The organism is Pseudomonas sp. MF6776 (assembly GCF_016613125.1).
Classification (GTDB): domain Bacteria; phylum Pseudomonadota; class Gammaproteobacteria; order Pseudomonadales; family Pseudomonadaceae; genus Aquipseudomonas; species Aquipseudomonas iridis.
In genome coordinates, this window is record NZ_JAENSQ010000048.1 from 14,370 (window position 1) to 27,038 (window position 12,669).

The window sequence follows — 12,669 nt, forward strand, 5'->3', positions numbered from 1 at the left end:
GTCTAGGTCGAGCCTTTTGGAGTGAATCCGCCCCGCTGAAAGGGTCAAAAGAGGAAGCCCCAAAAGCGGAGCGTTCCTCTAGGAGGGGCATCAGAGACGCTTTGGAAGGTTTCCGATCAGCAAGCTGCAGGCGATAGGCAACAGTGTGATGATCACCACCGGAATGATCATCGGCGGGATAGGGACGGGCGCGATGAAGCTAACGCACAGACTCGCAATGATGAAGGCGATGATTTTAGAGCTGTACGTATTTAGGAAGGGCGAGGTATGGCGAAAAGTGTATCTTTTGATGTTCCAGCTCATGTAGCCGCCCAGCACTGACGGCACTAGAATGACGGCCATATATGGCAGCCACATCAATAGCAGTAAAAAACGGTAGTAGATGTGATACATCACCTTTGTCAGAGCTTCGCCGCGATTTCCAATAAAAGAAAACCACACCCTGCCGAGGCCTTCCCATGCTTTGGATTTTTCTCGCTCCTCCGCTGTCGGGACAAAAAAGTTTTGCACCGTTTCATTGAGACCTGTTTCCAGATTGATTTTGCTATAAAGCTGATTCGTTTTACTGATAAGAGCATCATGCTGATTTTTTCCCATCAACACCTCGCCCCAATCTTGCTCCTTAAGGATCGCCATATCGATAAATTCATTTGGAACAATGCACACGATCAGAAGTATTTCGATACAGATAAACACCAGGGTCGCCCAGAGACCCTGGGGCATCTTTTCTTCGACGTCGGCCATTTCAGTTTTCCTTGATATCCCGCCAAACGCGACCGATAGAAGAACCTTCTGGCATCAGGATCTCTTCGATTTTGTTGCGAGCCCCCGCACTGCCATGATTCTTTATCACGCCATCTAACAAACCCTTGATCTCCAGCACTGAATCCTCAGGAGTGGGGTCCTGAAGTAACATTGCCGTAACGCCTGTAAGAAACGGATCAAGAAAAGACACCAACCTCGCACGGTCGTTCTTACCTAAATAAGACTGGTATGACGACAAGCAATTTTTCAGTAGCTCCACGCACTGAGGAGTGGTCGACTCTAACCCAGCCAATTCGAGAGCAGCAGGAACAATCTCCACTGCGGTCGGCCAATCAGCTTCAAGAATGTTCAAAACCATTCTGGCCTTATCATCTTTTGGCAACATTCGCGTAACAGCTTCAAACCGGGATCGCACGATTATGCAGCCTCTTTAACTAGCAGCTTTGCACGCTCAACTGCTTTTTCATAATTTTTAGGACGAGTCAGAACTGGTATTTTTCCTTTCTCAACTCTCCCTCCAGCCAGAATTGCCAGGAACTCCAGATTCGGCAACTGGCCTAACAGTTGAGCTGGGAACAACTCCCCCTCTTCATCCATTAGGCGCTCACCCACGTTAATCGAATGCATATGCGGATCATCTTTGGTGGTATTGCCCTGGGTACGCATGACGTACTTGTAGTAAGTCGGAGGAATCATCTCTGCAATGTACTTCTGAGTTTCCTGATCGGTAATACGCAGAGCAATAACGTGGTTAGTGTTACCCAACACTTGACGTGCCTTGGCTGGAGAGCCCATTCGGGCCTCAAAGTCGGCAATAGTTTGTGTGGCCACATACAAGCGCATGCCAGCACCACGACCTTTGTTCAGCAGTTGAACAAGTTGGTCATTTACTGTTTCAGCTGCTTCATCAACAAAAATGTTTACCGGCCGACGCTTGAGCTCCTCAGGATCTTCGAAGTTGTATCGTTGTCCCGCCACAGCCGCCAGATCGGCTAGGAAGATTGAGCCAATGGACGATCCAACCATGCTATCGGAGAGAGAGTCGAGCCCCATGTAGAGTACTTCGGCCCCCTGGATAACTTTGCCTGAGTCAGTGATTTCACGCTCATCGTCAGGATCATCCATGTTCGGCGATAGAATCGGCCCCATATGCCCGGCTGTTAGCATGTTCAGCACTGGGAGCAGCGATGCAATCATTTTGCCGAAGTGGGCCTTGTCATGCTCAAACATCGAAAGCAGGCCTTCCAGATCCGAGCTTGGCGCCAGCGGCACGATTTCCGTTCGATAGAGCCCCAGAAGTGCCTTCGCTCTCATCTCATCTGTTTGGGCTTTGCTCAAGGCAGCACGAGCCAGCGCTTCAAAGTGCGGATGGACTTTTTCTCCGTACGCTTTGATCGAACGGATTACCAAAGGCGCCAAGCCCCCCTCCAGCGTACGCCGCAACTCGACCAGGGTCGGCAGCATGCCGCACAACAGCAACGCCTGAATTACGTTGTTCAAAGCCATCTGCGCGAAGGCCTGGAACGGGTCGCCACCCTCTGACTTCATCAGCGCAGCAATGCGCGAGGCAACTTCGGTTGCACGACCAAAATTTTTGGTTGGCGAAATCCTGACGCTCTTTTCTGGGAAGGCTGGATGGAAATATTTGAACCGCTCAGGACGCCCAGAAAGCTCGCAGGCACGCTTGGCATTTTCGGCAAGCTCCTTATCGCCCTTGGGGTCGATTATGATTACAGCCTCTCCGCGGAGTACGGCCTGGCTGATCAAAATGTCAAATTCCCGGGTCTTCCCTGAGCCCGTCGTGCCCACGATCAGGGTATGGAGCGAGGTCAGGTCCTCCTTCATCTCGATTGGCCGATCGGGCTGCATTGAGATGCCATGAATCCACGGAGAACCCATGAACCCATCGGGAATCTTCGGCATCAGCTTGGTGATGTCGCGCTTTAACAGCTCAAATACCTGCTGCCCCTCGCTCTGGGTCCATTTGAATCCGGTACCCAGGAACAAATTACCCCTGTTCTTGAGCATCTGCTCAATCAGTTCGTCCTGCCCCATCAGTACTGCCGGCTTTGCCTTCAGACCCTGCTTCACCCGATAGAGATGCACGGCAGTGGGGATGCGACGCAGCGCGAAGCCCCCCATCACAATCAATGACAAATAGAATGGTTGCGGGGGCAAGTCGGTGAGTAAGTGCACAGCACTCGTAGCCGCCATGCCAAGCACCCAACCACTCGCCTCGAAGGCCTCAAAGTTGGGCCTCCATGGCATCTCATACGCCCACTCACTCATCGCTATTAGTCCACAATTTCTATGACGTGATTGTTCCTGACTAAGAGGTATTGATGAGTAGCAATTAGCGCCCTCTTCAGGGTCGGTTCGTCAACTTGAAGGGCGTTGGAAATATCACTCAGTTTTCTGGGTTGAATGCTCACAACTCGCTTTCCGTTCAGCTCCGATTCCTTGCAGAGCGCCAGTGCCGCCGTAGCAATACGCCGAAAGTTTTCCGCTTCAACTTGATCCTTGGCAACTGCTAGCGAGTGGCGGTACTTCCCCTTTGTGAGGTATTCAAATACGGCTCCCAGGTAACAGTTCAGCATGACGCTCTTGGGCGCTTTGCGTGTCATAGTTCCGGTGAAATCGTCCCAGAGCCACATCGCCTTCTGCAGCTTCGGCAGATCGTCGATAACAAACCCCTCCCCGGCGAACTCGAAATTTGGCTTGTAGCTCACCATGGAGACGGTCTTGTCGATATTGGATGCGTACCACCTCAATGACTTAGACAGTTCCAGGGTCAGCGCAAGAAACTCTTCATACTCGGCTGATTCCTTCGGCGAACACTCATACCCGTTGAAACTCCCTGTGATCGCAGAAGATTCTTCCGGCAGAGGGAGGCATTCGACAGGGGAACTTGGCAACGGCTCGCGCGGCTTTCTTGGCTGCCCTACCTTAATTTCCGGATATGGCTCACCAGCACTTTTTGAAACACTGATGCCCGGCGCAACGCCCTGTGGAACCGTCCGTTCAGCTCTGGCCTTAAGCGCTCCCTGCCTGGCTTGTGCAGGAGCAGGAGCAGGAGTAGGCGCGGGCGGATCAATTCTCACCTGAGTCTCTGGGTGTAGATCCTGAAAAGACTCCTCAATCCAATCAGGAATTGCCTGCGCCGATGGGAAGAAGTCAGCGTCCGGTACAAGGTCGAGTTCTAAGTCCACACTCGGCAGCATCACACTTGAACTCATTACCGGGAGGTCAAATTCGGCCAGCAAATCCGTGTCTTCGAAATGTGTAGTCGGCGCCTCCGATGCCATCGAATGAAATTCTTGCTCATCAGGCACCGGGGCCGGAGCCGAGTCCGCCATATCGAAACTTGGCGAATGAAGCACGCGCTCCATGCCTTTTGGAAGGCTCACTGAAATCGGGGAGCCTGCAGGCAGATCACCCAGGAACTCGAGAGATATTTCGGTTGGCAAATCACCAAATCCAAACTCGTCCATCCCCGCAAGTTCTGGAGGAATGACCATTTTGACGTCGCGCCCATTCCCACCTGCTTTAATCTGGGGCGTGGGCGCGGCCGATCGAGGGCTTGCTCGAGGGCGATACTGTTCGGCTGGAGAGTCCGAGTCACTGCCTACAGAACCGAGTTGCACCGCCGGTTTTGGCCTTTTATCCTGCTCTACATCTGCAGCCCGCAAAGACCGATCAGGGATCGCCATCCCTGCGAGCTCGAGCACATCATCGTCAATGTCCGCATAGTTATAGGCGTACTCAGCATTACGTCGCGTTAAATCATCAGGCTGCCCGCCATTTCCAATTTGATTCCCCCCTGCCACGGGTACAGCTGGCGAGATGGTCGCTGGCACTTTTGGCGACGGAAACTCATCTGCAGCAGGCCCCGGGAACAATCGCGCATCATCAGCAAGCTCCGGTAGTGAAAACTCTGACTCGACAGCTTTGGGTTGCCGTCCGTCTTTCGCGCCGCCTGCGGAAGTATTTCCTCCCTTGCTCTGCTTTCCAGCAGCTGTCGTCTTAGCAGTGGGCGCATCCCGACCACCAATTTTGATCCCTTCTACAACTGCCTGCTGCTGCCCACTTACGACAATACCTTGCTCTGTTGTCGCTACTTGAGACGGGGCCCCAACAATCTTGATCTGAGGAGCGGACGCAGAACCCGGGGCCACCCTCTCCAGAGTGGCCTTTGCCACTTTTGTCCGTTGTGATGACTGCGGTGTTGATGGAGAGTTAGACGCGCTCGGCGGTGGGCTGGCCAATTGCGGAGCTACTGTCGTGGAAGTACCCGGTACGGCCGGCTTCGGCGCGGGATTGCCAAAGGGGTCTGCCCCTCCAGGCGCAGCGGAGAAATCAGGCACGCTCAAAGTCGGGGCGCTGAAAATTTCCGCCGCAGGTTTTGGAGCAAAGACATCAACAGTAGCGCCACCTAGGGAAAACATCGGCTCCATGGACGCCGGATTGCTTGCACCAGGAGCAGGGAAAGCCGCCAGTGGATCATTGGTTTTCGGTGCTACGCCCCCTCCTGGCAACGCAACAGCTCCGGTGTTGGAGTTAGCCTCAAATCTGGTTTCGTGCTCGCCTTCACCCACCACACCCGCAATGGATTGTGGTACTGGCTCGAAGGGAAAGAGCAGGTTGGACGCCGCCAACCTAACGCACTTCAACTTAATCGGCTTGGGACGTCCATCACTGAGCAGATCTGGAAAAACAGACCAGTAGATCGATCCATCTGGCGACCTTTCAAGGATATGGTGATCTAGCAGCACCTCTCCCAGTGCATCCGCACTACGCGGTACCGCCTTGACGCCTTTCTCATTCAACTCCTCTGTGATGTCCTTAACGCCCTGCACCCAGGCAACATAGACTCCATCACCGATAACCCACACTCGGTGGCCAACTTCATTAACCTTCCAGACACCGATGCTTTTCAGATGCCGCATCGTATCGACCACGAGCGACGAAACGGGCACGCCGATTCCCAGCGCTGATTTTCCAGATGCGTCGCCGCCCCACTTCCTGAGATCCGCCTCTACTGAAGTCGAGTCCGCCTTGATGACCAGCCCCGTTAGAATGCTCTTCTCGTCATCACAGGCGATCGCATTCACCATCGCGAAATAGAGATCCTGCCCCGCCTCCATGAGCCACAAACGCAACTCTTTTGGCAGAAGCCTATCTATCATCGTGGTCGACAGGTGCTTATGGACGTCGTGCCGATTTGGGTTCCAGTGGAAGAAGTAGCGCTCTACGCCATTCTCTTGCGCCCATTCCGGAATCGAGTTGGCGACCGGCTGCCAGATCTTTTCAGCTGAAGCATCGGTCACCCTCAGGTCGTAAAGCGGCTTGCCCACGTCATGCATAAGAGCAGCGAGCACCGCCGCCGCGTTCCATCGATCTCGTCTTTTGATTCGTTCGGCCGGGTACCGATCGTGGTCGAAACTCGTCACCTGGCACGCATTCAGCGCGTGCACCGCCACTTCAAGGGAGTGCGCCAGTAAACCGCCTGCCCCCCGGTGATGGTGTGCCTGTGATGCAGGTAGCATGTGCGCAAAGCTTGCGAAGGAGTCGAGTACCGGCAGGATCAAACGATTGAACTCCCTGGGAGGGAGCCCAATACCGCTGGCAATAGAGCGCACCTTTGCCGCGTGGGCATTCAGAAGAAATTTGCCAGGAACTCTGGCAGGCAGGCCGACCAAAAAAGGTGGGTACTTGAGCGAGGCCTCGTCGCCCCGCATCAAATACTTCTGCAGCTCGGGGTCTTCAAGCTCCAGCTCTTGAATCTGGTTGATAGTAAGACTGCGCTTGCCTTCGCGCCCAGCATCTATTGGGGGACGCGTAACGAGCCCCTTTAATAATCTAAGTAATTGCATGCAGTCCTCCTGATGCACGCATTCTGTCTACATGTCGGGTTAGCGGTGCCTGAATCCATACCACTTCGCGGGTCGGACTCACCACACCTGCACTTTGCACATCCATATGATCCCACTCACACACTATGGGAGGGCAATATGGTCCGGACAAAGGCATTCACTATCGCGGCTGCTGTATTTCTTACGGCCTGCACAAGCACCCACAAACATCCCTATGACCAGATCACTGAGGACGCCACGGCGTACGTGCCAGTGAGAGTTGCACACGAGTTTTACAGCAGCTGGGGTCATGATGGCCGCGGCGGCGCTGCGCTTCGGAAACCAGCGTACGAACACGTAATGGGCAGCGAGGATGATGTAATGACCACTCAAGGTAATTACGCGCAGTTACGCTCCGGACAGGGCACTGGCAACAGCGTAGTGGTGACCGCACTCAATCACGGGATGAACAAGGCCATCGACCAGGCACTTACCTTCGCACCACCCGATCAGCAACCCGCCCCCCGCTCCACTGCACTCAATGCCAGCAAAGAGGAATACGAAAGGGCCTATCGAAAGCTGTGCCGAGGCGCAGGAATGGAAATGACAGAGCGCGAGTGGGAGATTGTTGCCTTGGGAGGCCCACAGGGCGTTCCAGCGACGCTCCGCGGGAAGTGCCTTTCCTACAAATAGAACGTGGAACCGCAATCCAGAGCATAAGCCCGGCCGCACCGGGCTGTTTCTAGCCTAGAAGCAGATGAACTATCCACCAATACACGGGAGTGTCGTAGGTGGCCATCCCCAATAACACACCGATCATCGAGCCAAACACCAACTCAACAATGAGAAGGTATTTGAGCTGGACTCCCCATAAGCTCCCGTGCGCTGACTCCTCCAAACCTTCGGGAAGGGCGTGCAAACGATTCATTCTCAGCTGCAGGTCCAATCCAATATTATTCATGCTGCTTGTAGCTTCTGCCTTGCTCATTTTTTCGGCCTGCCCGTGATTATCTTGGCTACCAAAGACTTCCTCATGAGCAGCGAGCAACGATCTCAGCGAGATCCGTTTACGAAGTCGTTTTGCAAATTGCGCGGCCGGCTCTGCACTGCCCATGAATAGTCCCCTCACCAGTTGTGATTCAGGGACCGTACCAAAAATCAAGTCCGGCACAGGCCCTATTCGCCACCATTGGTGGGTCGGATGCCCCCCTTGGATAGCCGCAGTCAGCGGTAAGGTGGTCAGCGAGAACCGAAGAAGCACTTCGATGATTACCCGTCGCAATTGAACGCATGATCGGGACTCGTTGAACATCGCTCTCGTGTTCGGACCGGAGGCATTTTCTAAGCGCCATGCCGCCGCTTCACACCTGCACAAGCGAATTACGACGATGACGGAACATAATCAGTACGACGAAAACCAAGAAGGCAGTGCCCACCACCAGGCCCCAGCCAATGACCTGAGCACGTTCTGCGAGGTAGCTGTCGCGTCAGGTAATACCGGCAGTGTCGGGGAGACCAATCTCACTTGGTTGGCCCTTGATCTCATCGAGGAACAGGAAGGTTTCAATCTTCGTGACTATGAGCGGCCAGACACCGTAAAGCACATCGAACGGTTGGCGCTCGCCTGGGAGCGAAGCGAGCAGTTTCAGCCGATCGAAGTCCAAGTCGTCGACGGTCATTGCTATGTACGTGACGGACATTGCCGACTCCGTGCGGCCCGATTGGCCGCTTCTCGTGGCGCTCCCATCAAGCGCTTGCCTGTCATTGAGCTCAAGGGTAATGACCAGCTCGCCTGCGTGCGGATTCTGACCTCGAATGAGCAGCTCAAGCTCAGCATTATTCAGCGAGCGCATGGCTATCAACGCCTACGCAACTTCAATTGGCCGGATGAGCAAATCGCGTCACATATTGGCATGACCGATACCCACGTGCGCGAAACGCTGCGCCTGCTACTTCTCCCGGAGTCCATCCAGGTTCTGCTTGAAAAGGGCGTCATCAAGCCATTCCTCGCCCTTGACCTATGGCGGAAATATGGTGACGCGAGCGAACAAATCATTCTCGATGCCTACGAGGCGCGCAAGCGTGAGCAGGCTGAGCTGTTGGCCAAGGCAGCCATTGCCGGGAATGAGCTTCTGGCCACACCAGTCCAAGCAGTCGATCAGGCGCAGCCCGCGCCGATTCCTGAGCCAGAGATTCGCCTTACCAGTCGGCACATTTCAGCGCCGACAAAACGAATCGGTAAAAAGCTGATTACAAACATGACGTCGACCATGACCGGGATCTCGAAGCTCATGCGCGAGTCAGCGATTATCGATGCAAACAATGGAACCATTTCCGTCCAGATCCCGATCGAGGAATACGAGCGATTCATGTCGATCTCAAGCGAAGTTTCGAAGCATCGCCAGGACGAGCCTGCTGGCAAACCTGACAGCGATAACGACCAGCAGGTACTCGGGTTGGCTAGTTGATAGGAAGCCAGCCAATCGCCCACAGCATGTAAAGTCCCAAAGGGAAAAAGACGATGAGTAACACTTTTACTATTTCGCATACCCCGATGAACTCGGGTAAAGGCAAGACCCCAATAGCTGACGCTTATGAACAGACTCGGGCTGCACTCTGCGTGTATCAAGGTCTGCTGGCAACTGAACTGGGTGACGACGCAGAAAGCTACGAGCTGGCCTGTGCTTCCGTCGTCATGGGCCGGGTGAACGTCGGCATTGCATTCAGCGTGAAGGAACATCGCATCTACGCTCTGGTCTCGGACGATGGCCGACCTGATAAGCACTCTCTGCCGACATGGTTGCTGGACATGGCCAAATACCTGACGGAAATCTTGCAGACTTTCGTGGTGCCAGATCAGGGGAGTGAATTCACCTACTGGAGCGACAGCGAGCGTCGACGATTCATCGCCTACAAATTCAAAATGGCTGACGCTCCTGCGAGTATCGTGCCTGCTGGCACGGCGCCAAAATAAGCACGAAAAACCATGCTTATAGAGCTATAAAAATGCCCATCAGCTCCCAAAGCACCACCATTGCGAAATTGCACTCCACTTGACCACCTGATTGCATCGGTACTGACCACTCGTTTGCATTGCACGTGACCAGGCGATTGCATTCGATCAGACCACCGATTGCATCGGCTTTGACCAGCACGCTTAGTAAACATGATCGGTAGAGAGCTGCCCATTGCTGCCGCTGGCGAAAGGTAGTCATCGGCCGATTCTGTTGAAAAAGTCGGCCATGGTTTCCGCAGTTGAAAAGTACGCGTCCGAGATTGAAATCTTTACTTTTAGCAGAGGTTTCCAGAAGCAGATTTCACGTAGCAGCGTGTAAAAAAGGCGTTTTCACCGGTCAATGATCAGGCAGCTTTGGATGACCGATTTTTTCAACAGAATCGGCCAAAAGCTGCCTGTCACGAAATGTACAAGTCGACCCATAGCGGCAGGTTAGAGTGTCTACGAAATTAGGGGCGATTCACCCACTCTCCTTCCACTCTGAGCCAGGACTGGATCTTGATGAGTGAGAGCCGCTCCAATAAGTACTCCTGCAAAAGCAGCGGAGACCAGCCCGAACAAAAGGGCCAGTCGATCCACAACACCTAGCCTCTGACCGTGCCAGTTTTAATCACTCGCGCAATGGGACAGGCATCGGCTCCAGCATGACTGGCCTTGCCGCATCTTCTGCTAGCTTCGCAACCGGATGCTGCGAAACAGCAAACACCACTTCTCCATGCTCCAACTGATCACCAAAATCCGTTTTGATCATGCGTATCAGTGACCAGGCAAGCACTCCAAGCACCGGAATCAAAGGAAGCGCCACAACGATGGTAGAAGTTTGCACAGCCTTGAGTCCCCCAACCTTAATCAGGCCAATGCCAATCACAGCCAGAAGCAGCGCCCATACAATCCTCAACCAACGTTGCGGTTCTTCATAGCCGCTAAGTTCGTAAGAAGTAACAGACGCCAGGACGTAAGCTGCCGAATCCAACGTAGTCGCGAGAAACACGAAACACAGCAACACGAACCCAGCGATGACAACGCTGGACATCGGCATGGTTTTTAGAATGGCAAGGACGGCTGCGGGGATACCTTGCTGGGTCAGGATCGCACTGATATCCAGCACGCCCGACAATTGCAGGTTCAATGAGTAGCCACCCCAGACGGCAAAGAATACCCAACAACCCAAACTGCCCCAGACCAACTCAGCAATGATCAACTCCTTGATGGTGCGGCCGCGTGAAATCCGCGCCACGAACAAGCCCATCATCGGTGCGTAGGCTATCCACCAGGCCCAGTAGAAGATGGTCCAGTCTTGTGGGAACGAGCCTTTGGCAATGGGATCAGTCCAGAGGCTCATGTGGACGAAGTTGTTGATCATCAATCCGAGGCTATTGGCCCAACCGTTGAGCAGTATCAGCGTCGGGCCAATGACCGCGACGAACGCCAGCAACAGCAGAGCCAGATAGACGTTGATATCGCTGAGTAATTTGATGCCCTTGCTCAGGCCAAACCAGACACTCATACCGAACATCAGGGTCCAGAGGGCAAGTATGACCATGTCAAATGTGAAGGATGGTTGAACGCCAAAAACATCACTTGCAAGGGTCGACACCAGTGGCACTGCCAGACCAAGGGACGTCCCCACGCCACCGACAATGCCGAACACTACCACGGTATCCAATAACACCCCTAACCAGCCATTTGCCTTGTCCCCCAGGACACCACGCGCGGCAACCGACAGGCGCACCCCAGGTTGCCGACGCACATACATGGAGTAGGCAATGGGCAACGCTGGTAGACAGTAAAACGCCCACGGCGTCAGGCCCCAATGGAACTGTCCGTAGGTCAGCGCCCATTCGGCTGCCTCACGGCTATGGGCCGCAACATTCATGGGGGGGCTATTGAAATAGTAGATCGGCTCGACCCAGGCCCAGTTGACGATGGCAATACCAATGCCGCCGCAGAAAATCATTGCCACCCAACTGAAGTAGGAAAACTCGGGAGCATCCCCCTCCCGGCCAAGACGGATGTTTCCGTAACGTCCGAAGGCGAGCCACAGCAGGAATGTAACAACCGCCAATCCCGACGCCAGGTATAGCCAGCCGAAACTCCCGGTGGAGAAGGCGAACATCTGGTTGATGATCGCTTCGCCCGACTTGGGGAAAGCAAGTAGGGGGATGGTGATGCCCAGTATTACAATCAGTGAGGGCCAGAACACTCGTCCATCGAGCGCAGCCCCAGTACGGACCTTATTCATTTTTCAAGACTCCTCAGAAGCGCATACCTTCCACGAAAATGGAAAGCCTGGAAGCCGGATCAACTCCGGAAATAGTCCAAAGGGTCGATCGGTCATCCGCTTGACAGGAGGTGTTGGGAAGAGCAGCAGAGCGAGAACTTCTTGTGTTTTTTGTTCATTATCGTCTCTCGGTTATTTGGATTACCGCAGCGAATTAACGCCGCACAGGTAACGCTGAATGAGGCGAGTTTCAGCGACCAGACGGCAGCCAGGCAGCGCCGGCCGGTCGCCGCGACCTGTCATTTCATGGTTGGCATAGAGAACTCGACGCCCTCGCGCACACCCGAAGATGGCCAGCGCTGCGTCACGGTTTTGCGACGGGTGTAGAAGCGCACGGCATCTGGTCCGTAGGCATGCAGGTCCCCAAACAGTGAACGCTTCCAGCCACCGAAACTGTGATAGGCCACCGGTACCGGTAACGGTACGTTGATACCGACCATGCCAACCTTGATGTTGTCGGAGAAGTACCGGGCAGCCTCACCATCGCGGGTGAAAATACAGGTGCCATTGCCGTACTCATGGTTGTCGATCAGCGCCATCGCGTCTTTCATGCTGGCGACGCGCACCACCTGCAGTGCCGGGCCGAAGATTTCTTCCTTGTAGCTGACCATCTCCGGGGTTACACGATCCCTGAATTCAACACATAAGTGCAACGCTCACCCCTGTATGCACTTCGTACGGCGTCTTCCAGCCCAAGCGCTTGCGCGGGCGTAGATTGATCCTCGCTACTGTCCGATTGACGGCTTCGACGGTCA

The 12,669-nt window shown here is 54.3% G+C and carries 10 protein-coding genes and 2 pseudogenes; 3 read left to right on the top strand and 9 right to left on the bottom strand.

Annotated features, from left to right (window positions below):
- Positions 1–90: 90 nt before the first annotated feature.
- From JJD74_RS28650 to mobH, 4 genes are read right to left on the bottom strand one after another with little or no spacing between them, the layout of a single operon-like run.
- A complete protein-coding gene (locus JJD74_RS28650) occupies positions 91–744 on the bottom strand; it encodes a DUF4400 domain-containing protein (RefSeq protein WP_200617626.1) in 654 nt (217 codons plus the stop codon).
- Between the two features lies 1 nt (position 745).
- Entirely contained in the window at positions 746–1,150 is a 405-nt protein-coding gene (locus tag JJD74_RS28655) for a hypothetical protein (RefSeq protein ID WP_200617630.1), read from the bottom strand.
- Positions 1,151–1,182: 32 nt separating this feature from the next.
- Positions 1,183–3,054 (bottom strand): conjugative transfer system coupling protein TraD, encoded by a 1,872-nt coding sequence (gene traD / locus JJD74_RS28660; protein WP_200617642.1) that lies wholly within the window; start codon positions 3,052–3,054, stop codon positions 1,183–1,185.
- 5 nt (positions 3,055–3,059) lie between these two features.
- Entirely contained in the window at positions 3,060–6,638 is a 3,579-nt protein-coding gene (gene mobH / locus JJD74_RS28665; protein WP_200617652.1) for a MobH family relaxase, read from the bottom strand.
- 360 nt (positions 6,639–6,998) lie between these two features.
- Between mobH and JJD74_RS28670 the strand changes: the two genes are divergently transcribed.
- Positions 6,999–7,310: a hypothetical protein gene (locus JJD74_RS28670; RefSeq protein WP_200617654.1), complete on the top strand. Its 312-nt coding sequence runs from the start codon at positions 6,999–7,001 to the stop codon at positions 7,308–7,310.
- A 49-nt stretch (positions 7,311–7,359) separates the two neighbouring features.
- Here JJD74_RS28670 and JJD74_RS28675 read toward each other — a convergent pair whose 3' ends face one another.
- Positions 7,360–7,929, bottom strand: coding sequence for a hypothetical protein (locus JJD74_RS28675; protein ID WP_200617657.1), 570 nt, complete (start codon positions 7,927–7,929; stop codon positions 7,360–7,362).
- Here JJD74_RS28675 and JJD74_RS28680 point away from each other — a divergent pair.
- A complete protein-coding gene (locus JJD74_RS28680; RefSeq protein WP_234451907.1) occupies positions 7,922–9,085 on the top strand; it encodes a ParB/RepB/Spo0J family partition protein in 1,164 nt (387 codons plus the stop codon). The two genes, JJD74_RS28675 and JJD74_RS28680, sit on opposite strands and share 8 nt — an antisense overlap.
- Before the next feature lie 53 nt (positions 9,086–9,138).
- Positions 9,139–9,591, top strand: a complete 453-nt coding sequence (locus JJD74_RS28685) for a hypothetical protein (RefSeq protein WP_200617660.1) — start codon at positions 9,139–9,141, stop codon at positions 9,589–9,591.
- A 16-nt stretch (positions 9,592–9,607) separates the two neighbouring features.
- On the opposite strand, the gene JJD74_RS28690 is transcribed toward JJD74_RS28685, so the two are convergent.
- The 4 genes and pseudogenes from JJD74_RS28690 to JJD74_RS28705 form a co-directional block, all read right to left on the bottom strand.
- Positions 9,608–9,832, bottom strand: a complete 225-nt coding sequence (locus JJD74_RS28690) for a hypothetical protein (protein ID WP_200617662.1) — start codon at positions 9,830–9,832, stop codon at positions 9,608–9,610.
- A gap of 411 nt (positions 9,833–10,243) precedes the next feature.
- Positions 10,244–11,875, bottom strand: a complete 1,632-nt coding sequence (locus JJD74_RS28695) for a BCCT family transporter (RefSeq protein ID WP_200617665.1) — start codon at positions 11,873–11,875, stop codon at positions 10,244–10,246.
- Between the two features lie 278 nt (positions 11,876–12,153).
- Positions 12,154–12,543: pseudogene (locus tag JJD74_RS28700) on the bottom strand (aldehyde dehydrogenase family protein); the annotation flags it as partial.
- Positions 12,544–12,550: 7 nt separating this feature from the next.
- Positions 12,551–12,669, bottom strand: a pseudogene (locus JJD74_RS28705) (IS30 family transposase); the annotation flags it as partial.